Here is a 24,764-nt window from a genome sequence, read left to right as displayed (position 1 = left end):
TCTAAATGACCCATTAGCGTTTAGACCCTATTATTTAGAAGGCTTCTTATTTAGACGATTTCGAAGGACGGCGAAAGCCTTGACGCTTTAGTTCTAATTTTGCAATCATCGTTTTATGAACTTCATCCGGACCATCTGCTAAGCGTAATACTCGAGCTTGAGCGTAAAATCCTGGCAACATAGTATCTTGGCAAACACCCATACCGCCATGGATCTGAATGGCCATATCGGCGACTTCTTGTAGTACGGTAGGCGCCACGACTTTGATCGCTGAGATTTCAGTCAATGCCGCTTTGGTGCCTTGGCTGTCCATTTTTTGCGCGGCATATAACGTCAGTAGACGCGCTTGATCGATCTTAATACGCGATTCAGCTACCCGCTCTAGATTACCACCTAATTGTAAGATCGGTTTGCCAAAAGCGTTACGGCTCATACCGCGCTGTACAGCAAGCTCTAATGACTTCTCGGCTGCACCAATACAGCGCATACAGTGGTGAATACGACCCGGCCCTAAGCGGCCTTGCGCAATCTCAAAGCCCATACCCGGTCCACCGATAAAATTAGCAACCGGTACGCGCACATCATTGAAGCTGACTTCACCATGACCATGCGGCGCATCATAATCGCCGAATACTTTGAGCATGCGCTCGATTTTGACTCCTTTTGCGTTAGCAGGAACCAAAACCATAGAATGCTGCTGATGACGATCTTTACTCTCATCAGGGGTATAAGCCATGACAATCAAGATATCAACGGCTGGATCACCGAGACCTGATGACCACCATTTACTACCATTAATAACAATCTCGTCGCCATCGACGACAGCGGTCGCTTCCATATTAGTCGCATCACTAGAGGCGACATCAGGCTCAGTCATACAAAACACCGAGCGCGTCTTACCCTCAAGCAAAGGCGTCAGCCATTTATCTTGCTGCGACTCAGAACCGTAGCGCCATAATAGCTCCATATTGCCACTATCAGGAGCATTACAGTTAAAGATATGCGGAGCCAATAAACTACGTCCTGTGAGCTCTGCAATTGGGGCATAATCCGTCACCGATAAGCCTGCACCAAGCTCGTCATCCGGAAGAAATAAGTTCCAAAGACCAGCCTCGCGTGCTTGTTTACGTAAGTCATCGTACGCAGCTGGCCACTGCCAACTCTGCCAGTTACCATCTGGGTTCATCTTGTGGCATTCTTGCCAAAACTCATCTTCGATCGGCTCAATCTGAGTGGCTATAAAATCTTTGACCTTGGCATGCATGTCTTGACCGTGTTCGGTAGCGGTAAACATCAATGTATCATTGGACATAACTGATTTCCTTTTCGTGGTTAACTTGTATGAGTAGTTAGCTATTAGCTTCTGAAGGCCAATATATTGACGGTGTACGTACGTGTACTGTTTGTTACTTCCTCTATTTATAACATAGCTCCGAATTTTAAACAGCAAAAAAGGCGCGACTGTTTAGGACACGCCTTTTACAAAATATCAACAGTGAAATAGGATATACCTAATTTTTATAAGGATTTCTCAAACTCTGCATTAGCTCCTATGAGAAGGCTCATAAAAAAAGTATAAACTGTTCAAATGAGCTAAAAACTACTTCAACATATTTAGACGGCTATTGAGATCCAACCGTGCTAGCGCGTCAGGTAGTTTGTCTACTGCTAGCGCAATAGTCGCTTCAGCCGCTTGTGATAAGCCAAGCTTTTCAGCAAGCGTAGGCTTTTGACGCGAGTGTAGCGCATAAACTTCGTTATCTTTCATCAGCTCTAACACATAACTATCTGAGGTTTGCAGCTTATCAACGAGCTTAAGCTTCAGCGCATCTTCGCCATACCAGTGCTCACCATTAGCGACTTTTGTTAGGTCAAGCTGAGAGCGATAGGTATTGACGAAGTGTTTAAACAGATTATGAGTTTGTTCAAGCTCTTGCTGATACTTAGCACGATCTTCTTCGTCGTTTTCACCGAATACGGTCACGGTACGTTTGTAGTCGCCGGCGGTAAACATCTCAAAATCGATATCATTTTTTTTCAGTAGTTTATGAAAGTTTGGTAGCTGTGAGACCACACCGATAGAACCGATCACCGCAAAAGGCGCTGCAATAATCTTATCAGCGACACAAGCCATCATATAACCGCCACTGGCGGCGATTTTATCGACGCAGATGGTGAGCTTAAGGCCAGCATCTTTGAGACGCACTAGTTGCGCTGCAGCTAATCCATAACTGTGCACCATGCCGCCACCAGACTCTAGGCGAATAATAACCTCATCGCCTTCATTGGCGGTACTGATAAGGGTGCTAATCTCTTCACGCAAATGCTTGACCGCAGAGGCTTTAATGTCACCATCAAAATCTAGTACAAATACTTGCTGACTCTTATTTTTACTTTTATTCTTGCTTTTAGATTTAGCTTTTAGCGCTTGCTTGGCCTTTTTTGCCATGCTCTTTTTGAGCTGCTTGAGCGCAGCTTTGCCTTGAGTCGCTTCCATCAAGTCTTCTTGGCGCTGCTGCTGAGTCTTATTCAAGTGCATGACTTTGAGCTCGACAGGGTTTTTTGGCGGGTGAAATAGCATATCAAGTCTTCCTTTGGGTTAATTGCAGAGGTTTTAGATGAAGCATTCTAGTTGTGATAGCGGTAGTATTTTAAGATGAAGCTGATATGCGCTCGCTGCGCTCTATTTTCAAGCATTAACACTATATAATAGTTACAAAAGCCTGATCGCTTTAAATGATTGGTATCAGATAAGTATTCTATTCTTTGATCTGTGCTATTGAGATATCCTATTCTCATTAGCAAGCACAGTTGTATAACACCCGTACTTTAGGCATAATATGCGTTTAAAATAAATTTAATACAGCCTACGCGCAGACTATCCGTCTTTATAGCGCTGAATGGCTGTTTTTTGCAATTGACTATCTTAATATCAAATATCGTTTGAGAGCCTAACTGGTATTTTTAAACGGCTATTCTTTGAATCGGGCACATAACTGGATAACCTTGACTATGACTGACAGCACTATGAAACCTAGTACTATTACGCAAAAAGACCTCGCCGTACACAGTGGCTATCGCGACGAATACTGCGGTGCTGTGACTGAAGATTTATTAGAGCAGACCATCACTATCGTCGGTTGGGTACATCGCCGCCGCGATCATGGTGGAGTGATCTTCTTGGACATGCGTGATCGTGCTGGCATCTTACAGGTCGTCGTCGATCCTGATACACCTGAAGCCTTTGCTACTGCTGATGCGGTGCGTCCTGAGTATGTGCTAAAAATAACTGGCCGCGTCCGTCGTCGTTACGAAGGTACTGAAAATAAGAATATGACCAGCGGTCAAGTCGAGCTATTAGGCAAAGAGATTGAAGTTTTAGCAAAATCTGAAACCCCGCCTTTCCCGCTCAATGACGAAAATATGACCGTCTCTGAGGACTTACGCCTCAAGTACCGCTATCTGGATATGCGCCGTCCTGAGATGCAAGAGCGTATGGTATTCCGTGCCAAAGCCACATCAGCCATTCGTCGTTATTTAGATGACCATGGTTTCTTGGATGTTGAGACTCCTATCTTGACACGTGCAACGCCAGAGGGCGCGCGAGATTACTTAGTGCCGTCACGTACCCGTCCGGGTAACTTCTTTGCATTACCGCAGTCGCCGCAGCTCTTTAAGCAGCTATTAATGGTCTCAGGCTTTGATCGCTATTATCAGATTGCTAAGTGCTTCCGTGATGAGGATCTGCGTGCTGACCGTCAGCCTGAATTTACCCAAGTTGATATTGAGACCTCTTTTCTAAATGAAGAAGATATCATGGCCATCAACGAAGGTCTAATAAAGCACGTGTTCAAAACTATGCTAGATGTTGATTTTGAAGCTTTCCCGCGTATGACTTATGCAGAGGCAATGCGTGATTATGCATCAGACAAGCCTGATCTGCGTATTCCATTAAAGCTACAAGACGTTGCCGACCTGATGCAAGAGGTTGATTTTAAAGTCTTTGCCGGTCCTGCTAACGATCCAAAAGGTCGCGTAGCCGCGCTACGTATTCCGAATGGTGCGTCATTAAGCCGTAAGCAAATCGATGAATATACTAAGTTTGTTGGCATCTATGGTGCGCGCGGTCTGGCGTATATCAAAGTCAATGACGCAAGCAACATTAACAATGGTGTGGATAAAGAGTCTGGCCTACAATCGCCTATTATCAAGAATATGACTGACGACGTTCTTGCCAGCTTAGTTGAACGCACGCAAGCTGAAGATGGCGACATTATCTTCTTTGGTGCCGACAAAGCCAGTGTCGTTAATGATGCTATGGGCGCGCTACGTCAAAAAATTGGCCTAGATATGGACATGACCACTTGTGAGTGGGCGCCGCTTTGGGTCACTGACTTCCCGATGTTTGAAGAGACCGATGACGGTCAATGGACGTCTATGCATCATCCGTTCACTAAACCTAAAGGCTCAGTGCAAGAGCTCAAGGACAATCCAGCTAACGCGCTCTCTATTGCTTATGATATGGTGCTAAACGGTACAGAAATCGGCGGTGGTAGCCTACGCATCAATACCTATGACATGCAGCAAGCCGTACTTGAAGCTCTAGGAATTGGCGAACAAGAAGCGGAAGATAAATTTGGCTTCTTACTTGACGCGCTAAAATTTGGTGCGCCGCCGCATGGTGGTCTCGCCTTTGGTTTGGATCGCTTAATTATGCTGATGGTCGGCGCCAGTTCTATCCGTGACGTAATCGCCTTCCCAAAAACTAAAACTGCTGAAGATCCATTAACTCAAGCGCCTGCTCCAGTCGATACTAAGCAGCTACGTGATCTAGGTATCCGTCTGCGCGAAAAAGCTCAAGCAGATTCGACTAAACCTGCTCAGTAATTCATCTAATGATGGCTTACTCTATGTGCGGTGATTCATTATGAATCCGTATCAGATTTTCAAATACGTGCCTTTATCTGTCCTGCAGATTTTGGCACGTATTGCTGCTAGGATAATGATGCGCCTGCCGAACTTGAGTATCGTTCGTACTATCAAGATTAATATGGCGCTTATCGAACCTACCTTAACGGTTAACCAACAAAAGGTGGTTATCAAAGATATCGTCCGTCATCAGTGTTTAAGCAGTGTTGAGTCCATCAAGAGCTGGGCGATGCCGCCTGAATGGAGTATTCAGCAGATACGTGAAGTGCATAATAAAGAGATATTACTAGAGGGCTTAGCCGATCCTAACGGGATGCTTGCAATCGTTCCTCACCTTGGCACCTGGGAGATAATGAACGCTTGGCTCAATCAATTTGGCTCGCCAACGATTATGTATAAGCCGGTCAAAGACAAACTCGCTGATAATTTTATCCTAAAAGGTCGTGCGCGCCTTAACGCTACTTTAGTGCCTACCGATAGTAGCGGTGTCAAAGCTATCTTTAAAACGCTTAAACAAGGCGGTTTTAGTATTATCTTACCCGACCATGTTCCTGACCCGTCAGGTGGAGTGGTTGTGCCTTTTTTTGGCGTTGAAACCTTGACCAGTACCCTCGCCCCTAAGCTTGCTAGCAAAACCCAGTGCGCCCTAGTTGGTCTGTCTTGTATTCGCCGTGATGACAATCGCGGGTTTGATATTCATTGCTATAAGCTCGATGATCCAGCGCTGTATGAGCGCAATACAAAAGTCGCTACTCATGCTCTGAACCTTGCAATGCAAGAGATGATTGAAGATAAATGCAGTCATTACATGTGGGGCTATCGCCGATTCAAACATATCCCTATCTTACGCAATCCTTATACTGCTAATGCAAGCGCATTAGCAGAGTTTATTCATAGCAATCGAGCTACAGCTTCTAAATCCGCTTTTAAGACCGATAACCCCCTTGATAATGAGTAATGACTTCTACTCTAAAAACCCTATTTCATTGATATAAGTATGAGTGCATTATGGCAACTGACAGGATACTAAATTCATCAAACGCGCAAACGCAAGATAACCGCCAAGGTGCTGAATCGCGCTATATCATTTGTATGAAATGGGGTGATAAATATGGGCCAGAGTATGTCAACCGCCTATACAATATGGTTAGTCGCCATCTGACATTGGACTTTCAGATGGTATGTCTCACCGATAACAGTACAGGTATTGATCCTGCCGTAAGGTGCTACCCAATACCTGAGCTGGATCTACCTGCTGGCCCAGAGCGCGGCTGGAAAAAGCTCACAACTTTTAAACCTGAGTTATACGATCTAAAAGGCGTGGCGCTGTTTTTAGATATCGACATCGTCATTGTCGATAATATCGATAGCTTTTTTACTTATGAGGCTAAGCATCCAGATAGCGTGGTTATCATCCGTGACTGGAAAAAACCTTGGCGGATGATTGGCAATAGCTCAGTGTATCGTTTCAATATCGGCATGGGTACTTACCCTAACTTATTGGCAAACTTTGAGCATAACTTTGATATCATTCGCACTCAGGTACGCCATGAGCAGGCTTATTTATCTGATTATTTGCGTAAGCATCATCACTTAGAGTACTGGCCCAAAGATTGGTGCGTGAGCTTTAAATATCAATGCATCGCCCCTATTCCGTTTAATTTAGTGCGTGCACCTAAGCTACCTGATGGCGCGAAGATGGTTATCTTTCATGGCGAAATCAATCCACCAGACGCTATAAAAGGTGGCGGCGGCAAATGGTATCGTCATGTCAAACCTAGCCCTTGGTTAAAAGAGTATTGGCAATAAGTTTATAAGGAAAACCATGAGATCAGAGGACAAAAGGCAAATAGACGTCGTTATTGCTTGGGTAGACGGTGATGATCCGCAGCTCAAAGCAAAAAGAGCGCGCTATCAAAAAACCTCCAGCGCTGCCTCTGACGCTACTAGCTCAACCCGCTTTGCCAGTAATGATGAAATCTATTACAACCTTGCTTCTATTTTGAAGTATGTACCTTTTTGTCGTCATATTTATATTGTTAGTGACGGGCAGCAGCCTGAGTTTATAGATGAGTTCGCTAAGCAAGGAATTTGTGCAGGTGATAAGATAAAAATCATCGATCATACAGAGCTTTTTGAGGGTTACGAGCAGTTTTTGCCAACGTTCAATACTCGCTCAATTGAAACAATGCTTTGGAATATAGCGGATGTGTCTGATTATTTTATTTATATGAACGATGATTTTTTCTTTAACCAGTCTGCAACTCTAGAGGATTTTATAGAGAAAGATAAGCTTATCTTGCACGGTCATTGGCGCAACACGGCAGCTTTAAATGCCAAACTTAACTTTCGTAAAGCTAAATCTAAACTATTAGGTACGCCTATTCAGCCAAGACATACCATCGCGCAGATGCTCAGTGCAAAAGTGCTTGATATGGATCAGTTTTTTGAGATTCATCATTTTCCTCATATTGTTGATAAAACGATCTTAAAAAACTATCTGCTACAGCACCCACAGCTTTTAGAGACACAAATAAAATATAAATTTAGAGATGTTGCTCAGGTGAACCCTATTACTCTGATGAACCATCTCAAAATACAGAAGAGCCAAGCCCATTTACGAGCTGATATAGCGGTTAATTACTTGAAGAACGAAGATAGCGTTGAGAGTTTTTTATCTAACTTAGATAATAGTGATTATAAGTATGGCTGCATTCAAAGCTTAGACCGTCTTAACTCTGACTCTTATCAGAAGGTTACAGCCGCTATGACAAATAAATTTTCGGCATATTTACCCTCATCGCTACTAACGAGTGCAAACTAACGTCTTAGAGCAACCATATATTGCATCAACTTTAACTTAGAGACCTTGGATACTTTATGAAAATAGCAGTCGTCGGTACCGGCTATGTAGGCTTATCAAATGCTATGCTACTAGCGCAGCATCATGACGTTATCGCTGTCGACATTGTCGCTGAAAAGGTAGAATTGCTAAATAATAAGCAATCCCCTATCGAAGACAAAGATATCGAACACTTCTTGGCAAATAAAAAACTAAATTTCAGTGCAACTCTTGATGCAAAGCAAGCCTATGAAGATGCTGATTTTATTATTATAGCAACGCCTACTGATTATGACCCCAAAACCAACTATTTTAATACCTCAAGCGTCGAAACTGTAATTGAGCAGATACTCACCGTTAATCAAAACGCCCTCATCATTATTAAATCGACCGTACCCGTCGGCTTTACGCTCAGTATTAGAGCGCGCTATGGCACTGAGCGTATTATATTTTCTCCTGAATTTCTAAGAGAAGGCCAAGCTTTGCATGACAACCTTTTCCCTTCTAGAATCATAGTCGGAGAGCAGTCCAAACGTGCCCAGCAGTTTGCAGACCTACTCATCGAAGGCGCGCAAAAAAAGGATGTTCCATTACTATTTACTAAGCCCACTGAAGCTGAGGCAATCAAACTATTTTCTAACACTTATCTAGCGATGCGCGTGGCCTACTTTAATGAGCTTGACACTTATGCACAGACTTTTGGCTTATCTACTAGGCAAATCATCGAAGGGGTGGGCTTAGATCCACGTATCGGCGATCACTATAACAACCCTTCCTTTGGCTACGGCGGCTATTGTCTACCAAAAGATACTAAACAACTATTGGCTAATTATGATGAGGTGCCAAGTAATTTAATAAGAGCAATTGTAGACTCTAATCGCACGCGCAAAGATTTTATTGCGGATAAGATCATTCAAAGAAACCCTAAAATCGTTGGTGTTTACCGATTGGTTATGAAAAGTGGGTCTGATAATTTTCGTGCCTCGGCTATTCAAGGCATTATGAAACGTATTAAAGCCAAAGGTATAGAAGTCGTTGTTTATGAGCCAGTACTAGAAGAAAAAGAATTTTTTAATTCGCGCGTCATTAAAGATTTGAGTGAGTTTAAAGCGATGAGCGATGTAATCGTTGCTAATCGTTTATCAACTGATATACAGGACGTAGCGGATAAAGTGTTTACTCGAGATCTATTTGGGAGCGACTAATGAAAATACTGGTCACTGGTGCGGCAGGTTTTATTGGTTTTCATTTAATCAAGGCGATACTAGAAACAGATCTATCTGCTAGGGATTACTGTATCGTTGGTATCGACAATATCAACGACTATTATGATACAGATCTAAAAGAAGCGCGTTTGAGAATATTAGGTGAGATATCAGATCCAGAAATTTTTACATTTATTAAGTTAGATCTGGCTGATCGTGAAGCCATATCTGAGCTTTTTGCAACCTATCAATTTGATACAGTTGTTAATTTAGGTGCCCAAGCAGGTGTGCGCTATTCTATCGAAAACCCTAACGCGTATATCGACTCAAATGTGGTTGGCTTTGTTAATATTCTAGAAGGCTGTCGTCACCACGATATTAAGCACTTAATCTACGCAAGCTCTAGCTCTGTTTATGGTATGAATATAAAGCAGCCATTTACCACTGCTGATTGTGTTGATTTTCCTATCAGCCTATATGCCGCTACCAAAAAATCGAACGAGCTTATGGCACATAGCTATAGCCATTTATATAATATCCCTACGACAGGGTTAAGGTTCTTCACTGTTTATGGTCCTTACGGTCGACCTGATATGGCATATTTTTCGTTCACAAAGAAAATTCTAGCTGGTGAGCCAATTAATGTATTTAATAATGGTGATATGCAGCGTGACTTTACCTACATTGATGATATCGTCAATGGCATTATTCGTATAATTAATAAGGCCCCTTCTCCCCAGTACTCTACTATTACGACAGCGACTGCTCCCTATAAGATTTACAACATTGGTAATAATCAGCCTGTCACTTTGCGCCGTTTTATTACTGCCATTGAAGACGCTTGTGGCAAAAAAGCGCAAGAAAATTTACTGCCCATGCAAGCAGGCGACGTACCGATTACTTACGCCGATATAGATGAATTGATAGAGGATACTGGCTTTAAACCGGAGACTAGTATAGAAGATGGTATCAAACAATTTGTCGATTGGTATCAACGATATTATATCTAATATTCATATCAGTTTAGACAAGCTTTACAATTATTTTGAGTACCCGCTACTGAGGAGCAGTACATGGTTTTATTTTTGATTTCAAACTACTCAGGTTTTAATACTGGACGTGGCGGGCACTATTACTCATTGAGACAAATGGCTGAAACTATAGCTAAAAACAGACAAGTCGTAACCATTGTAATGGGAGATAGCGTCTCATTGCCAGCGGCATTATTAGGTATGCAAAATGTTCATTCTATTTCTACTAAATTACATAAGCAACAAAAGGGCGTGAAAAACGTTATTGCTAAGCTTGAAGAATTAGAGTGTTTATCTGAGCTCACTACTGTTCATGCTTACGATGCAAAATCTGCATACATTGGCGCACATATCGCAAAAATGACAAAGACCTCCTTCATACTTACAAAATGTGGAGGAAGAGTACCAAAAAATTTTTACCCTAAAATACAATCTTTGATTGTTTTTCATAAAAAAGACTATGACTACTTTTCTAAGCAAAAAAATAACTACCCAAATATCTACCTGATTCCTAATAGAGCAAAACCTGCAATATATGATAAAAGCAGACAATATCAAATTGATGAGATACGCAATGAACATGCTTTTAACATTCTTAAAATAGGTAGGATCGGCAGTTATTATTTTAAAACTTTAACAGACACTATTAGATTTTGTTCACGCATTCAAAGTAAGGACCTTCCTGTACATCTAAGCTTTATTGGTTATGAAGAGTCAGTAGAGGTTACGCAAAGACTAAGGGGTTATGCAGAACAGCTAAATGTATCATTATCTATCTATTCTGATAGCGACTATACATCACAAGCATCTGAACTATTATGGTCTTGTGATGCGGCAGTTGGTACTGGTCGCGGTGCTATGGAAGCCCTATCTGCTGGTAAAATTCTACTATTTCCTGTTTCTAATTTTGATTGTCCATGTTTGTTTAATGAAAAGACCGCGGCTTATGCCATGCAGGATAATTTCTCAGAAAGAACCATAGTGCCTGAGCAATTAAGCGAATACTGTGATCCAAACTATGTTTTGGATTTAATAACAGACAGCACCTATAGACATAAACTGAGCACATTCGGTTATGATATCTTCAACTCAGATTTTAATGTAGATGTAGGAGCTAGAAAAGTACTTGATATATATCACAGCAATCAAAACAATCCAGGAATCTCCAGATGGAACTCTTTCATGTTACGGCTTCACAATATGAAGCTACATTTCAAGCACAGAACAAAGTCTTTTAGACATAGACTTAAAGGAATGTTAAGTTAACAAATATTGTTAGTTCTAAATGTATAATCTACTAACGCGCTTCACTTGAACTGAGTGTCATTACTATTTGTAGAACTAGATGCTAGTAATTTCTCCATTAGAAGTTACGAACCTTGCTTCAACGACCATTTTATAACCTGTTTCTTTGTATACAGTCTCTTTGACAGTATTGATTAAGTACAAAATATCTTCAGATTGAGCACTGCCGTTATTTACGATAAAGTTGGCATGCTGTTCTGATATTTGTGCACCACCCTGATTCATGCCCTTTAACCCTAACTCTTCAATAATTTTTCCTGGTGGTCCATAGTCTTCATACATATCAGGGTTGCTAACAAATACTGAGCCGCAGTTTGGTTGTTTTCTAGGAAATTTTTTTCGACGTGAATGAAGAATGTCTAACATATCTTGGCGAATATCACATTTAGCACGGCCATTGTTGAGCTTTAATCCAACTTCAACGACCACTTCATCTATATTCTGGAAAATTGACTGGCGATAGGAAAAATTGCATTGTGAGTTATCATAACGTTTTATATTGCCTTGGTTGTCGATAGTTTCTACATAGGTAACTACACTACCAATACCTTTTCTTTGACTGCCACCATTCATGACAACAAGGCCGCCAAGTGTCCCAGGTATGCCGCACGTATGTTCGATGCCTGATAGATTTTTTTGCATAGCCAGCCTAGCCAGACTAGGCACCCATATGCCAGGATCAGCAACAATATCTAAGCCATCCACTGCTACTTTTGAAAAATTAGTTCCTATTTGTATAATAACTATGTGTATATCCTCATCAGAGAATAGTAAATTTGTAGTACTACCTATTATGAGAGACTTTATACCATTCAAATATAACCATTGTCGAACTTTGATTAATTCGTTTTTACTTCTTGGCCGAATAATAATGTCTGCCTTTCCACCTACCTTCCATTGGCTAAGTTTAGACAAAGACACTTCGAACTCTATGATTTCAGGGAATATCTCATTAATTTTTTTCTGATATAAGGTATTCATTTGTATTTATCCGATACTACCACCACAGTTTGCACCAAGAGACTTTAATTTAGGTATAAGATCAACATATCCACGTCCGATTTGCCATGCATCAGTAATAACGGTTTCTCCTTCAGCAGCTAAACCACATAGCGTCAAGGCAATACCAGCTCTTAGATCCAGAGCCTTCACTTCGGCTCCTAACAAACCACCACCTTTACCTATAATTTTTAGCATGTCACCAGAGATTTTATAGTCAACTCCCATACGAGCCATTTCTTTTGCGTATCCATAACGTCCAGGGAAACGCAAGTCTACTATACGCGACTCACCTTGAGCTTGTGCAGCCCAAGCCGCTAGAATGGGCTGTACGTCTGAATTTATACCTGGGTGAGGCCCAGTACTTAATTCAAGTGGATAGCAACAACCACCGCGTACAATAAGTGATCTTTCACCTTGGTAAAGCTTTGCTCCACCAGCTTTTAGATGACTAAGAACAACCTCTAAATCATTATAAGGAAAGTCATGAATCTCTATATCACCTTTAGTGATAACTGCTGCTGCCAGCCATGTAATGGCTTCCATATTATCAGCTATCACTCTATGCCTAATACCATTTAACCGCTCGACGCCAGATATTTCGATATGTTCTTGCCCAAATACTTTAATACGAGCGCCCATACCATTGAGCATTGTTATCAAGTCAATTATTTCTGGACGTATATGTGGATTCCAAATACGTGTAGTACCACGAGCTAACGATCCAGCTATGATAGCGTTCTCAGTAGCTCCCGTTGAACGCAGTGGTAAATGTATATCACTTCCTACTAAACCACTTCTCGCTTCTGCACATAGATAGTCACCCTCTTCCCATATCGTTGCTCCTAGTTTCTCTAACAACATAACATGCAAATCATATTTACGTTCGCCCAGCTTACAACCGCCTGGCAGTGGGACTTTGGCTTCTCCAAAACGAGACACTAACGCTCCTAGTATCAATAATGTGTTTCTGATAGAGCGACCATCCCATATTAAATCTGTTCTTATACTGGTATTTTCTTTAATAATAATGATGTCATCATTTACAAGCTCAGTTTGTTTACCTAAAGCATGCAGCATATCTACATGTACTTGCGCATCTAATAATTGGGAAGGATAGTTTTCTAAGATAATGCTATTTTCAGATAATATGCTAGCCGCCAACAAACGTAATGCTGAGTTTTTAGCACCTGCTAACGCAACTTCACCCTCTAATCTGCTTTTTGCAACTGTCAAAACATTGTTAACCATTAATAAATCCATATTATTTTTAATTATTTGACTGTTAATTACCTAACAGTAATTCCGTCTATATTTTTCAAAACTTTCAATAACTAATATAAGGTAAACTCACGAAGAAGTTAAATAATCAATATATTTTTGAGCAATGTTCTTCGGTAAAAACTGTTCATCAAAATCAAACAGAAAACTTTCAGGCTTTGCCATCAATAAGGTCATTTTTCTCGCTAAAGCATCAACATCATCTACAGGCACAAGGCTATTAGTCGGTAACATTTCACTTGGACCTGACTTACAGTTGGTGCTTACCACGGGTACATTCAATGCTAATGCCTCAGGTATAACCCTAACAAAACCTTCGGATCTTGAAGATAAAACAAACCCTCTAGCATGCTTCATATAAGGGTAAGGATTTTTATTAAAACCTAGAAATAGAACTTTCTGCGAAATACCTAAGTCTTGAGCCAGCTTTTTGGTTTGCTCAAGCATTTTGCCTTTACCCAATAACACTAAAGGATAGGCCATAGTCGATTTAGCATAAGCTTTTAGCAACACGTCATGTGCTTTTTCTGTTTTAAAACTACCTACATGAAGAATATATTGTCTTGGCGTAATCTTATCGTACTGGCTTTCAATTGATTCATTAGCCAGTTGTCGAATCAGCTCTTTGTCAAACGCATTGTAAATTGTATTACTAGTGATACAAGAACCTAAGCTTGCCTGCAAATCAGCTTCCACCCCTCTTGAAACACAAATACAAGGTCTGCTCTCATAAATTCGGCGAAGCTCTTTTACTTTTTTATTAGTATTAGTGTTATTCGTTAGTTCAAACTTATTAGAAACTGTATTTCTAATAACGTACATTAGATTAGGTAATTTACTATGAGTCATGATTCTATCTGATGCATATAGATTAGATAAGATAATATTTGGTTTTCCTATTTCACTTAATATATATTTATCTACCTTAGCTGCAAATAACTGATAACGAAGTTGACTATTCAGTATTAGCTTATATGGTTTGAATCTGATCATATGATAGTTCAAATTAGGATTGAGATCATATTCTACAAGCGGTTTGAATCTTAATATATGAACTTCATAACCCAATTCATAAAACCCCTGACCTAAAGTAAGAACTGAACGCTCTGCGCCACCACCTTGCAAACAATTAATAACTAATACTACTTTCTTAGCAATTTGAGACATAAACTATGGCTTACCGACTAATATCATTTTTGTTAGAACATTGAAAATTTAGTAACATTTAAACCTTATGACTTATTCCCTCCAATATTTCTCAACCCACCCTACTGGCAAGATAAAATGACGCAAGTGACGTAGCGGTCTTTTTAGATTTTTGGGCTCAGTTAATCTTTTTAAGTGATCTTTGGCATTGTTAGCAGCATTTTTATTATATCTACCTTCGATCGCATGTGTCGGATATAAGTCGCCAGGGAAAATAACAATTCGAGCACCTTTAGGAATCTTTGGCTCTTTGATGTAGTTAAGTGGGAACGGTTGACGACATTTGCGTCTAAAGTGCGCAACCCATGCCTTTGGAAACAGCTTGACACCGCCTGGCGCATTACGAGTCACAAAACGCTGCTCAAAACGATACTCATCAGCGATACCTTGTGGATCAGCTTTGAATTTTTCTTGTAGTGAGACAAGCGAACCTATCTTGAATCTAAAGCAAGATGTTTGCCCTAGGCGCTCTAGCGGGTTACTTGGGTTATAAGACAAAATAACATCGTCCGGCTCGCCGTATTCAAAGAAAGGATCGAGGCTATCTACTATAATCACATCCAAATCTACAAATAATACTGTCCCTGTCAAATCACCTAATGTCTCACCCCACAAACGTGATTTTGGCCACTTGCCAAGTGTGTTGGTTGGCATGGTGACATCTAATGGTGGCAATTCTTGACATTCGATTTCTGGACGTACATCGGTGGTATCATCGGTAAAACAGACGAAACGAAACGGTGGCGTAATATTGCGAGATACCATGCCATACAATTTATTGGCGTAATCAGCCCCGTACTTTGTACCCCATTTAATACAAATAATTTGTTTGATATTTTTATTATGTGCTGTACTAGAATCTATTGGCATGGACTGCTCACTTTAATCTTAAGAATAAATATGATGGCTATATTAGCATAAAAAAAAGACTGAACAATTATGTTCAGCCTTTTTGGTCTTTAAACTAACGACTTTATTAGTCAATAAAGCTTAACCAGTCCATATACTTCTCATTACGACCATGAACCACATCAAAATATAGCGTCTGTAGTTTTTCGGTCAAGGGTCCTCGGCCACCATTACCAATGACACGATCATCGTATTCGCGGATAGGTGTCACTTCAGCAGCGGTGCCTGTCATAAAGATCTCGTCTGCTAAGTAGAACTCATCACGAGTGATACGGCGTTCAACGACTTTGATACCTAGATCAGCTGCGAACTGGAAAATAGTACGACGAGTAATACCATCTAGTGCTCCGCCTGCCAAGTCTGGCGTGTGCAACACACCGTCTTTAACTAAAAACAAGTTCTCGCCAGCGCCTTGGCAGACATAACCTTGTGGGTCCATTAGGATGGCTTCGTCATAACCGTTACGGGTAACTTCTTGGTTGGCCATGATAGAGACAGGATAATTGCTCGAAGCTTTGGCCTTACACATAGTGACATTTGGTAGATGATGCGTGAATGAAGAGGTTTTTACGCGGATACCGTTTTTGATACCCTCTTCACCAAGATATGCGCCCCAGTGCCAAGCAGCAACCATGGCATTAATGCTATTGTCACGTGAAGACAGGCCAAGCTTTTCTGCACCTACCCAAATAAGCGGACGAATATAAGCTTCTGCTAAGTTATTTTGCTTGACCACATCTTTATGTGCTTGCTCTAGCGTGGTCGCATCAAAAGGCACATCCATTTGAAAGATTTTCGCTGAACCAAGTAGACGTTCGGTGTGTTCCTTTAGGCGAAAAATAGCGGTGCGGTTGTCAGCTGTTTGATAAGCGCGTACGCCTTCAAACACAGCCATGCCATAGTGCAAGCTATGGGTAAGCACATGAACGTTGGCATCTGGTTGTTCAATTATTGTGCCATTCATCCAAAGCTTACCGTCTTGTGTTGCCATATTCATTTTATAGTCCTTATGCTAGCGCTAACGTCTAACTTTTTTTGTAGAAGTAAGTGTTTTAAGTACAAATTGAGCTGATTATATCACCGGCAGCCTTGGCGAATAAAACTTTTTATTTTAGCAGCCGATAGCTTTTGTTTATGGGACATTATAGCCCCATACAGCCTTTGTAACGCTACTGCTTGTAGTCTGTACTTATGGTTATGAGTTATCTTCGTTTTCAGTGACTCCCATCAAGCGCTGCCACTGGTCTTGTACGAGCGCTCTTGTTTCAAGCCATAAAGATTCATCCACTAGCAAAGACTGTTCAGCAAGCGCTAATTGATGAGTGGAGGCGCGGATGCGTAAATAGGCGTCTGTCAAGTCCTGACAGACGGAGTGCTCCCAAATGCCAAGCTTCGCCATCTCCTCAAAGATACGCACATTGTCGCTCCATTTAGTCAAGCTTGGGTAGTCATGCGCATAGGCCAGCACAGCAAACTGAGCTAAAAACTCAATATCAACAATGCCGCCTGCGTCCTGCTTTAGATCAAATTTACCGGCTTTCTTTTTTTGACGACTCGTCCCAAGATGACGCTGCATTTTTAGGCGCATTCGCGTCACCTCCAAGCGCACTTCATCAAGGGTACGCGGCAGCGATAACACTTCGCGGCGTATCTCAACAAACCGCGCGGTCACGCGCTTATCCCCGCAGATAGCACGCGCACGCACTAGCGCTTGATGCTCCCATGCCCAAGCTTTGTCGCGCTGATAGGTTTCAAACGCATGACAAGAAACGATCATCATGCCCGCATTGCCCGAAGGACGCAAGCGCATATCAATCTCATAAGCACGCCCATCACGGGTTTGGGTATTGAGATAGGTCATAAGCTTTTGCGCAAGCCTTGCGGCAAATTTCATGCCGCTGACTGACTTCTCGCCGGTCGTCATGCCTTGCTCTTTTATCTTATGCAAGAACACCAAGTCCAAATCAGAAGAATAAGACAATTCAAGCCCGCCAAGCTTACCATAGCCAATAATAGCAAAACCGCAATCGGCCTCCGTTACCGGATCGCCATTTTGAGCGATTGGATAACCATAGCGCTTAACCAGCTCAGCAAAAGCGCGCTCAAGTGCCGCTTCTAATACCACCTCTGCAATATAAGTCAGCGAGTCTGAGACTTTCATAATCGGTCTTTCGGCCAAGACGTCGCTGGCCGCCACCGCTAGTACTTGGTTTTTTTTGAATAGTCTAAGAACACTAAGCAGCTCCTCTTCATCACTCGGCTCGACGCGAAGCAGGCGCTGACGCAAGATATCTCGCAGCTCAAGCTTATCGGGCAGATGGCGATAGCGCTGCTGCAAAAAAGTATCTAACAGCACAGGATAGCGCGCCAGCTCACCTGCTATCCAAGGGCTAGCCGATAACATCGGTATCAGCTCAACAGTAGCATTTGGGTTTTCAGCGATCATCACTAAATAAATGGAGCGTCGACTAATAGCCTCAAGTAAAGTTATTAATCTCGGTAAGGCACTATTCGCTAATTGCTGCTGTTCTTGATGGGCTAGCAAAGCGTGAATGATAACAGGATAAGCATCATCTAGCCGCTCGCGCGCCTCATCGCTTAAATTCGCTATCATTTTGGAATCCCAAAACGCTTGCAGTCGCACGCGGTTTTCTTCGCTTAGTATAGTATCGAGCTGCGAGAGTTGTTCATCAAGGTTGGTCGGCTGCGGTAGGCTATCGTCTTGAGTCGGCATTTGCCGTTCGGTCACCATCCGCTCAAAAGGAGCATTGACGGTTTCTCGATGGGCGTTCAGCGTCGTTAGTAGCGCTGACCAATCTGCAAATCCTAAAGTGATAGCGAGGTTGTGTTGCCAATGCTCGTCATGAGGCAAGCGCTGCGTTTGCTGATCATTAATCGCTTGCAGACCATGCTCAAGCCGCCGTAAAAACCGATAGGCCGCTTGCAGTGACTCATAGGTTGCCGGCTCTAGGTATTCAAGCTCACATAGAGCTTGCATCGCCTGCAAGCAAGATTTGACTTGTAGCTGTGGATGGCGACCACCATAGATCAGCTGAAAGGCTTGTACGATAAACTCAATATCACGGATGCCGCCAGCACCGAGCTTAATGTTATCTAAATCCTCACGCTGCGCCACTTGATTTTGAATCAAAGATTTCATTTCACGCAGCGCTGAGAAGGCACTATAATCCACATAGTACCGAAAAACAAAAGGCTTAATCAAGGCTTGTAATTGCGTATAAAACGCTGGTGATACTTGCCCGACTACCCGCGCTTTGAGCCAAGCAAAACGCTCCCAAGCGCGGCCATGCTGGGCAAAGTATTTTTGAAGTGCAGATAAATGAATCGCTAGATCACTACCATCACCCCAAGGGCGCAGACGCATGTCTACCCGAAAGACAAAACCATCAGCGGTATTATTATCCAGCAGCTTGATAATCCCTTGTCCTAAGCGCGTCATAAAGCGCTTGTTATCGATACTGCGCGTGCCCTTAGATTTATCGCCATCGGTCATGCCGCGAGCTTGATGCACAAATATAAGGTCGATATCACTCGACAAATTAAGCTCATGAGCGCCTAACTTTCCCATAGCCATAATAGCCATGTCGTCCGTTTTTAGCTCACCTTGTTCATTGACAAAGGTAGGTTTGCCATATTTAACAACTAACTGCTCATAGGTGTACGCTTTAGCAAATAAGATACAGCCATCAGCAAACTCAGAGAGCTCATCGGTGAGCTGTTCAAGCGAGATAATACTCAGCGCATCTTGCCAGATCCAACGCATCATCAGCAGCATACGCAGATGACGCAGACCGCTCATGACTTTGGGCTCATCGGCAGTTTGATAATTCTCATCTAAGGTATAATCTTGAATAAGATCGTCGATTTGTTGACGCGTTAAGGTTTGCTCTAAAGGATAGCTACGCAGAAAGGTTTGACAGGATATCGTCCTACTCTCCCACACCTGATAAGCAAACTCACTCGCGGTTTGCAAGACTTGCAGCTGCTCAGATGTCGGCTGATAGCTTGCCACGCTCGGTGTGGTGGAGGAGATCTCTGATGACGCGGATAGCATAGTATCTGTTTTTCCTAGTAAAATGTTTCCCCAGTAACATAAGTAATGGTGGATTCAAAACCAAAATATGCAATATAAAATAATAAACAGCTAGTAATAAAGCACGCGTTGTAGCATAAATTTACCACAAAAAACGCTAGCGCTCTTCGAATCTGTCGGCTTTATGGTAGCATAAACAAGCTTGTTATAAAGGCTCATAAAGCTAAGGTTACGTCTGAAAACAAATCAAAAAAACACTAAAGCCTCCTGTTTATTAACAAAGCATCATATTATTAAAAAGGCCTCATAATTTAGCGATGAGTTTGATGTCGCCAAAAAACAAATCAGCGAATGGTATAATAGCGGTCAATTAAAGTATAAAGAAAATCTTGTTGAAGGCTTTGAAAATATTCCGTCCGCCTTTATCGGCCTGTTCGAGGGAGATAATATCGGTAAACAAATGGTCAAAGTGGCTGATTTAGAGTCATAATTCATATTTATAATTCTTATAGTCTTTTCAAAATTCAAGCTATACAGCGCGACAAGGATACTCTGGCTACAAGCCAGCACTATTTTTATACCCTTATTTTATAATCTGCAAAACTTTGTGATACTTAACTTATGACTACCAATACCACCCTACTGATTACCAAAGATCCTAGCCATCCGCTAGCTCATTTAGCCCTGCGTTACGCAAAAGTTTTACTTGATAAGGCTGATGAGAATAATGAGCTGTCCTTGCAGCTGTTTTGTTATGCCGATGCCGCTCATTTGGCGAATCGCTTGCGTTGGCAATCAGCGGATCAGATAAATTTAACTCAACAATGGCAAGATCTTGCCCGAAAGCATGATATAGCTTTGCCCGTTTGCGTCAGTACAGCGCTAAGCCGCGGTATCACTGATAGTGAGAACAGCGCTCGTCATCAGCTAACCGGTGATAATTTAGCTGACGGTTTTACGCTCGTAGGCCTAAGTGAGCTGGCTATAATGCTGCAAGATGATAATCGTCTGATAGCGTTTTAAGGATTAACCATGAAATTATTGATTCAACTACGTACAGCGACTGAGATGGCAAGCTATGAAGGCTGCGCTCTGGCTTTGACCTTAGCGACTTTTGGCCATGAGGTGCAGCTATATTTGGATGCGCCAGTATTTGGCTTATTGATGCAGCCCAAAGCACGCTTGCATGGCATGATCCAATCGCTTGAATTATATGATATACCGCCGGCTTGGTTGCCAGATGATGTGTTTAGTGGCTGGCTGACAGGTATGCTGCCCAATGACTTAGCCAGTCAATTAACCTTAGTGCCTGAGGTGGTTGACCCTGATGACTTTCAGCAAGTATTGAGCTTTTAAAGTACTTATAAGGTTTTATCTTTATTAAAAAACGTCTAGATACTTTGAGTTTAAATACTTTCATTAAGCCAACTGATAACACTCTATTTTCGGATCCTTTTTTTATGGCTACTTTATACCAATTACATAGCACGATGGACAATCTTAGACGCAGTATCGATCAGCTCGCCCTCACTTGGCGCAGCGGAGACAGCCTTATATTATTAGGGACTACTGTCGCTTTTATCGATTGGCTAAGCGCTTACTTGACAGAAAATCAGATAGAAGGTATCGCTAACCTTTACGCTTTAGCAGATGATATCTCGCAACTTGGAGATAATACGGCAACCAAGCTCACTCTTCAAACTAAGGTTGACAAGGTATTGAACGATGCTGACTGGGTAAAGCTAACGCAAGATCGTCAGTTCGATAAAGTGGTGACCATTGCCCTATGACCCAGACTAATAGCTCCTCAATTGCCAGTATTTCGTTAGACCAAGACGGTCATCTTTGCGATCACACCCTTTGGACGCCAGATGTCGCCCAACAGCTCGCCGACACTTTAGACGTCACCTTAAACGCTGAGCACTTGCAAATATTGCAACAAGTACGCGCGTTTTTTGATAGATTTAATCACGCGCCGGCTACTCGCCCTTTGATTAAATGGCTACAGAAGAGTCTGCCTGAACATGACATTAGCAATCAAAAGTTGCAACAGATATTTAATACTGGCCTAGTGGCTCGTCATGTCAACCGCTTAGCCGGACTGCCAAAACCGCCAAACTGTTTGTAAAAGCTGATTATAAGAGCTGACTCATGATGTCTTAATATAATCAATAGTTGTTATTCCTTGGGGTCGTAAACGCTTAAGGTTTCATAGCCAGTACTGCGACCGGTATCGCCGTAAAAACCCTGCTGACGCCATACTTCATACAGACATATCGCCACACTATTGGCTAGATTCAAGCTTCGCGAGTCTGGCAGCATCGGTAGTCGCAGCCAGTTATCTGCGCCGATATCTTCTCGTATATCATCCGCTAACCCTGAAGTTTCAGAGCCAAAGACTAAGGCGATATTAGGTGTCTTTGCACGAGTTGCCTTCAAACTCTCCTCTTTTGAGTTATCTTGTCTCTGGCTACTCTCTACCCTACCGAAATTATACTCATAAAGCGTATGACTGAGCTTAGTCGTCAATGCAGTGATAATATGACAATCTGCCGTCGTTAACGCCTTTTTGGCAGCCGCCCAATCCGCATGCACTTGCAGATGAGCATATTCGTGATAATCAAGACCCGCACGGCGTAGTTTCTTATCTTCAAGCTCAAACCCTAAAGGCTCAACTAAATGCAGCTTTGCGCCGCTATTAGCACATAACCGAATGATATTACCGGTATTGCTCGGCATCTTTGGGGCGACGAGCACAATATGAATAGTCATAGAAATTCCATCAGAGAGAATAATTGAATAGTTGAAAGGTTAGTTTGAATACTGCATAAAAAGGCTATACATAGTTAGTCAACAACAGACGTGTATAGCTATTAGCGATGTAAGCCTATTTAACGTCATCGTAATCAGAAGTTACAGATTATGGCTAATAATTACACTTTGATACTTTGCATATATTTTAACTTTTATTATGATGGCTCTATCGGATGACAAGACGATAGATAGAGCTTCTCAAAGAGACTTACCTTTAAAGTCTCTTATTGTTAAAGCTACTTTTAAACGAATTTGCTTTTAAACGAAGTTTATTCACTGTTTTGTCTGATCTTGATAGGTGATTTTAAAGCACCGTGGTTATAGCATTTAAGTGTTTACAACCATTCATATTATCTAAAAACCAAACTATTTTGAGGAAATTACTATGAAAAAATTAGTTATCGCATCTTTGACAGCTATGTTTGTACTAACTGGTTGCAACACTTTTAAAGGTCTTGGCCAAGACGTTGAAAGCGCAGGCAACGCTGTAACTGACGGCGCACAAGACGTTCAAAATAAAATCTAAGTTTAATAAGTAGATTTTATATTAAAAAGGCTTATCATTTATTTGATAAGTCTTTTTTTGTACCTGCCGCTTTATTTTTAGGTATTAAACGCTATAAAAACGCTCGCAATATTTGATTAAGATAGCGTTGACCCAATGCCGTCGTCTGCAGTTTTTCAGTCGACTCACTTAACAAGCCTTTGACTACTAACCCTTCTACCGCATCAGCGACATCCTCATAGCGCATTCCTGTACGCGCCTCAAATAATTGCCACGTTACCCCATCATGTAGCCTTAAAGCATTTAGCATAAATTCGCTCACTAATTCATCGCTAGCAATAGCGCTCCAACCGACCATTTTCGGTGCAGGCGTAGCTACAGTATTATTCTGGTTGTTATTGGAAATATTGTCATTTAACTTGTTTTTATAGTTTAAATAATCCTTGGGCAAGCGTGATTTGCTGTAGCGATAGATGGGAGTCAAATTCTCCTCCAGCTCTAGTGAGGAGTTATCTATTGACGATAAAAAAGCGCTCATCTTTTTTTGGATATTATCCTCATCTGTGTGCAAATCAATACTGACCTTACCATGCGCCCCTGCCCCAATCGCTAGATAGTCGCCAAACTGCCAATAGTTGAGGTTATGACGACAAGGCGTATCAAGTCTGCCTGCCCAAGCGGACACTTCATAATTGCTGTAGCCCAGACTTTGTAATAACGCGGTTCCCGCTTCCTCAATATCGGCTAAATTATCCTCATCTGGTAAAATGGGCTGATCACGATAAAACACTGTATTAGGCTCGATGGTTAGCTGATACCAGGAGATATGAGTAGCGCCCGTATCATGCGCCAGCTGAATATCATGGAGCGCCTCAACTAAGCTCTGCTGCGGCAGCCCATGCATCAGATCGACATTGAGCCGCCTGAATCCCGCTTCGCGCGCCGCCTTAATAGCCGTGACGGCTTGCTGCGGATCATGAATGCGACCAAGAGTGTTCAGTTTTTCGGCATTGAAGCTTTGTACACCTATCGACAAGCGGTTAATACCTACCGCTAGATATTCAGCGAACGGTGCGTGCTCGAGCGTCCCTGGATTGGCTTCCATGGTGATTTCGATGTCATCGGCAAAATCAAAATAATGACGTAAACCCTCAAATAAACGTTGATACTGAGGAATAGGCAATAGTGAAGGTGTACCGCCACCGATAAAAATGGAGCTAAGCTTGCGCCCTTGGGCTAAAGGCTGCTGCAATAACCCATCGGCGAGCAGTGCATCGACATAATCATCATAGGTCTCAGACATCGATAGCGGACTAGCTACTGGCAACTCATGCGAGTTAAAATCACAATAAGGGCATTTTTTTACACACCAAGGAATATGAATGTAGAGAGCCAGCGGAATAGTCGTGACTTCGACACTATTCTTTTTAGTGCTATTAGCCGTCTGTAATCTCTGTAATTTATCGGTCAAAAAAGTATCCATTTCAAATGCTGGCATAGTTAGACTTAGGGTTATAGTTGCGGATATAAATGTCGTTAGGATAACTACTCTAATGGTCAAAGAAAAGGGGGTTGATAACAAAACCCTTAATAAATAAGCCTACTAATGACCCTTGCTGTCAATCCCGTAGAACTAAACTTGGGAGATTTTAGTTACGCAGCCTGACGATAATAATCAAACCAC

Annotated in this window: 22 protein-coding genes; 12 read left to right on the top strand and 10 right to left on the bottom strand. The window is 42.0% G+C overall.

Annotation, left to right across the window (positions count from 1 at the left end; translation table 11 throughout):
* Positions 1 to 46 precede the first annotated feature (46 nt).
* Both ACS8FD_RS05145 and sohB read right to left on the bottom strand, forming a co-directional pair.
* Positions 47 to 1,294 (bottom strand): acyl-CoA dehydrogenase family protein, encoded by a 1,248-nt coding sequence (locus ACS8FD_RS05145; RefSeq protein ID WP_439274849.1) that lies wholly within the window; start codon positions 1,292 to 1,294, stop codon positions 47 to 49.
* 306 nt (positions 1,295 to 1,600) lie between these two features.
* On the bottom strand, positions 1,601 to 2,581 hold the full coding sequence (gene sohB / locus ACS8FD_RS05140) for a protease SohB (RefSeq protein WP_439274760.1): 981 nt from the start codon (positions 2,579 to 2,581) through the stop codon (positions 1,601 to 1,603).
* Positions 2,582 to 3,027: 446 nt separating this feature from the next.
* Here sohB and aspS point away from each other — a divergent pair, with 446 nt between their 5' ends.
* The 7 genes from aspS (at position 3,028) to ACS8FD_RS05105 (ending at position 11,273) form a co-directional block, all read left to right on the top strand.
* Positions 3,028 to 4,887 carry an aspartate--tRNA ligase gene (gene aspS, locus ACS8FD_RS05135; RefSeq protein WP_439274759.1) on the top strand — a complete coding sequence of 620 codons (1,860 nt, stop codon included), beginning with the start codon at positions 3,028 to 3,030 and terminating at the stop codon, positions 4,885 to 4,887.
* Positions 4,888 to 4,927: 40 nt separating this feature from the next.
* A complete protein-coding gene (locus tag ACS8FD_RS05130; RefSeq protein WP_439274758.1) occupies positions 4,928 to 5,887 on the top strand; it encodes a lysophospholipid acyltransferase family protein in 960 nt (319 codons plus the stop codon).
* Positions 5,888 to 5,937: 50 nt separating this feature from the next.
* Positions 5,938 to 6,738 (top strand): glycosyltransferase, encoded by an 801-nt coding sequence (locus ACS8FD_RS05125; RefSeq protein WP_439274757.1) that lies wholly within the window; start codon positions 5,938 to 5,940, stop codon positions 6,736 to 6,738.
* A 16-nt stretch (positions 6,739 to 6,754) separates the two neighbouring features.
* Entirely contained in the window at positions 6,755 to 7,753 is a 999-nt protein-coding gene (locus ACS8FD_RS05120) for a Stealth CR1 domain-containing protein (protein WP_439274756.1), read from the top strand.
* A gap of 56 nt (positions 7,754 to 7,809) precedes the next feature.
* Positions 7,810 to 8,976 carry a nucleotide sugar dehydrogenase gene (locus ACS8FD_RS05115; RefSeq protein ID WP_102077169.1) on the top strand — a complete coding sequence of 389 codons (1,167 nt, stop codon included), beginning with the start codon at positions 7,810 to 7,812 and terminating at the stop codon, positions 8,974 to 8,976.
* Complete coding sequence (locus ACS8FD_RS05110) at positions 8,976 to 9,986, top strand: NAD-dependent epimerase (RefSeq protein WP_439274755.1); 1,011 nt, start codon at positions 8,976 to 8,978, stop codon at positions 9,984 to 9,986. The genes ACS8FD_RS05115 and ACS8FD_RS05110 overlap by 1 nt, the downstream gene beginning before the upstream one ends.
* A gap of 63 nt (positions 9,987 to 10,049) precedes the next feature.
* Positions 10,050 to 11,273 (top strand): glycosyltransferase family protein, encoded by a 1,224-nt coding sequence (locus ACS8FD_RS05105; protein ID WP_439274754.1) that lies wholly within the window; start codon positions 10,050 to 10,052, stop codon positions 11,271 to 11,273.
* A gap of 75 nt (positions 11,274 to 11,348) precedes the next feature.
* Here ACS8FD_RS05105 and murB read toward each other — a convergent pair whose 3' ends face one another.
* From murB to glnE, 6 genes are all read right to left on the bottom strand, one after another.
* Complete coding sequence (gene murB, locus ACS8FD_RS05100; protein ID WP_439274753.1) at positions 11,349 to 12,293, bottom strand: UDP-N-acetylmuramate dehydrogenase; 945 nt, start codon at positions 12,291 to 12,293, stop codon at positions 11,349 to 11,351.
* Positions 12,294 to 12,299: 6 nt separating this feature from the next.
* A complete protein-coding gene (locus ACS8FD_RS05095) occupies positions 12,300 to 13,574 on the bottom strand; it encodes a UDP-N-acetylglucosamine 1-carboxyvinyltransferase (protein ID WP_439274752.1) in 1,275 nt (424 codons plus the stop codon).
* Positions 13,575 to 13,661: 87 nt separating this feature from the next.
* Positions 13,662 to 14,759, bottom strand: a complete 1,098-nt coding sequence (locus tag ACS8FD_RS05090; protein ID WP_439274751.1) for a glycosyltransferase — start codon at positions 14,757 to 14,759, stop codon at positions 13,662 to 13,664.
* Positions 14,760 to 14,831: 72 nt separating this feature from the next.
* Positions 14,832 to 15,668 (bottom strand): glycosyl transferase, encoded by an 837-nt coding sequence (locus ACS8FD_RS05085; protein WP_439274750.1) that lies wholly within the window; start codon positions 15,666 to 15,668, stop codon positions 14,832 to 14,834.
* Between the two features lie 106 nt (positions 15,669 to 15,774).
* On the bottom strand, positions 15,775 to 16,704 hold the full coding sequence (locus tag ACS8FD_RS05080) for a branched-chain amino acid transaminase (RefSeq protein WP_439274749.1): 930 nt from the start codon (positions 16,702 to 16,704) through the stop codon (positions 15,775 to 15,777).
* Between the two features lie 198 nt (positions 16,705 to 16,902).
* Entirely contained in the window at positions 16,903 to 19,782 is a 2,880-nt protein-coding gene (gene glnE / locus ACS8FD_RS05075) for a bifunctional [glutamate--ammonia ligase]-adenylyl-L-tyrosine phosphorylase/[glutamate--ammonia-ligase] adenylyltransferase (protein ID WP_439274748.1), read from the bottom strand.
* A gap of 600 nt (positions 19,783 to 20,382) precedes the next feature.
* On the opposite strand from glnE, the gene tusD reads away from it, so the two are divergent.
* The 4 genes from tusD (at position 20,383) to ACS8FD_RS05055 (ending at position 21,889) form a co-directional block, all read left to right on the top strand.
* The gene (gene tusD, locus ACS8FD_RS05070) at positions 20,383 to 20,784 is read left to right on the top strand and encodes a sulfurtransferase complex subunit TusD (RefSeq protein ID WP_439274747.1); all 402 of its coding nucleotides are present in this window, start codon (positions 20,383 to 20,385) and stop codon (positions 20,782 to 20,784) included.
* Positions 20,785 to 20,793: 9 nt separating this feature from the next.
* Positions 20,794 to 21,117 carry a hypothetical protein gene (locus tag ACS8FD_RS05065; protein WP_439274746.1) on the top strand — a complete coding sequence of 108 codons (324 nt, stop codon included), beginning with the start codon at positions 20,794 to 20,796 and terminating at the stop codon, positions 21,115 to 21,117.
* 104 nt (positions 21,118 to 21,221) lie between these two features.
* Complete coding sequence (locus tag ACS8FD_RS05060; protein ID WP_439274745.1) at positions 21,222 to 21,551, top strand: hypothetical protein; 330 nt, start codon at positions 21,222 to 21,224, stop codon at positions 21,549 to 21,551.
* Positions 21,548 to 21,889 carry a TusE/DsrC/DsvC family sulfur relay protein gene (locus tag ACS8FD_RS05055; RefSeq protein ID WP_439274744.1) on the top strand — a complete coding sequence of 114 codons (342 nt, stop codon included), beginning with the start codon at positions 21,548 to 21,550 and terminating at the stop codon, positions 21,887 to 21,889. The genes ACS8FD_RS05060 and ACS8FD_RS05055 overlap by 4 nt, the downstream gene beginning before the upstream one ends.
* Before the next feature lie 50 nt (positions 21,890 to 21,939).
* Here ACS8FD_RS05055 and ACS8FD_RS05050 read toward each other — a convergent pair whose 3' ends face one another.
* Entirely contained in the window at positions 21,940 to 22,533 is a 594-nt protein-coding gene (locus ACS8FD_RS05050; RefSeq protein ID WP_439274743.1) for a tRNA (cytidine(34)-2'-O)-methyltransferase, read from the bottom strand.
* Between the two features lie 427 nt (positions 22,534 to 22,960).
* Here ACS8FD_RS05050 and ACS8FD_RS05045 point away from each other — a divergent pair, with 427 nt between their 5' ends.
* Complete coding sequence (locus ACS8FD_RS05045; protein ID WP_201558651.1) at positions 22,961 to 23,101, top strand: entericidin A/B family lipoprotein; 141 nt, start codon at positions 22,961 to 22,963, stop codon at positions 23,099 to 23,101.
* Between the two features lie 91 nt (positions 23,102 to 23,192).
* Here the strand turns inward: ACS8FD_RS05045 and hemW are convergent, their stop codons facing one another.
* Entirely contained in the window at positions 23,193 to 24,578 is a 1,386-nt protein-coding gene (hemW, locus tag ACS8FD_RS05040; RefSeq protein ID WP_439274742.1) for a radical SAM family heme chaperone HemW, read from the bottom strand.
* Positions 24,579 to 24,764: the final 186 nt, after the last annotated feature.

This window comes from Psychrobacter sp. 1U2 (assembly GCF_051847575.1).
This window is presented reverse-complemented; position numbering and strand designations above follow the sequence as displayed.

Excerpts from the sequence above, each read along its gene's own strand:
- ACS8FD_RS05145 (WP_439274849.1), bottom strand. The coding sequence starts at position 1,294 with ATGTTTACCGCTACCGAACACGGTCAAGACATGCATGCCAAGGTCAAA.
- sohB (WP_439274760.1), bottom strand. The coding sequence starts at position 2,581 with ATGCTATTTCACCCGCCAAAAAACCCTGTCGAGCTCAAAGTCATGCAC.
- aspS (WP_439274759.1), top strand. The coding sequence starts at position 3,028 with ATGAAACCTAGTACTATTACGCAAAAAGACCTCGCCGTACACAGTGGC.
- ACS8FD_RS05130 (WP_439274758.1), top strand. The coding sequence starts at position 4,928 with ATGAATCCGTATCAGATTTTCAAATACGTGCCTTTATCTGTCCTGCAG.
- ACS8FD_RS05125 (WP_439274757.1), top strand. The coding sequence starts at position 5,938 with ATGGCAACTGACAGGATACTAAATTCATCAAACGCGCAAACGCAAGAT.
- ACS8FD_RS05120 (WP_439274756.1), top strand. The coding sequence starts at position 6,755 with ATGAGATCAGAGGACAAAAGGCAAATAGACGTCGTTATTGCTTGGGTA.
- ACS8FD_RS05115 (WP_102077169.1), top strand. The coding sequence starts at position 7,810 with ATGAAAATAGCAGTCGTCGGTACCGGCTATGTAGGCTTATCAAATGCT.
- ACS8FD_RS05110 (WP_439274755.1), top strand. The coding sequence starts at position 8,976 with ATGAAAATACTGGTCACTGGTGCGGCAGGTTTTATTGGTTTTCATTTA.
- ACS8FD_RS05105 (WP_439274754.1), top strand. The coding sequence starts at position 10,050 with ATGGTTTTATTTTTGATTTCAAACTACTCAGGTTTTAATACTGGACGT.
- murB (WP_439274753.1), bottom strand. The coding sequence starts at position 12,293 with ATGAATACCTTATATCAGAAAAAAATTAATGAGATATTCCCTGAAATC.
- ACS8FD_RS05095 (WP_439274752.1), bottom strand. The coding sequence starts at position 13,574 with ATGGATTTATTAATGGTTAACAATGTTTTGACAGTTGCAAAAAGCAGA.
- ACS8FD_RS05090 (WP_439274751.1), bottom strand. The coding sequence starts at position 14,759 with ATGTCTCAAATTGCTAAGAAAGTAGTATTAGTTATTAATTGTTTGCAA.
- ACS8FD_RS05085 (WP_439274750.1), bottom strand. The coding sequence starts at position 15,668 with ATGCCAATAGATTCTAGTACAGCACATAATAAAAATATCAAACAAATT.
- ACS8FD_RS05080 (WP_439274749.1), bottom strand. The coding sequence starts at position 16,704 with ATGAATATGGCAACACAAGACGGTAAGCTTTGGATGAATGGCACAATA.
- glnE (WP_439274748.1), bottom strand. The coding sequence starts at position 19,782 with ATGCTATCCGCGTCATCAGAGATCTCCTCCACCACACCGAGCGTGGCA.
- tusD (WP_439274747.1), top strand. The coding sequence starts at position 20,383 with ATGACTACCAATACCACCCTACTGATTACCAAAGATCCTAGCCATCCG.
- ACS8FD_RS05065 (WP_439274746.1), top strand. The coding sequence starts at position 20,794 with ATGAAATTATTGATTCAACTACGTACAGCGACTGAGATGGCAAGCTAT.
- ACS8FD_RS05060 (WP_439274745.1), top strand. The coding sequence starts at position 21,222 with ATGGCTACTTTATACCAATTACATAGCACGATGGACAATCTTAGACGC.
- ACS8FD_RS05055 (WP_439274744.1), top strand. The coding sequence starts at position 21,548 with ATGACCCAGACTAATAGCTCCTCAATTGCCAGTATTTCGTTAGACCAA.
- ACS8FD_RS05050 (WP_439274743.1), bottom strand. The coding sequence starts at position 22,533 with ATGACTATTCATATTGTGCTCGTCGCCCCAAAGATGCCGAGCAATACC.
- ACS8FD_RS05045 (WP_201558651.1), top strand. The coding sequence starts at position 22,961 with ATGAAAAAATTAGTTATCGCATCTTTGACAGCTATGTTTGTACTAACT.
- hemW (WP_439274742.1), bottom strand. The coding sequence starts at position 24,578 with ATGCCAGCATTTGAAATGGATACTTTTTTGACCGATAAATTACAGAGA.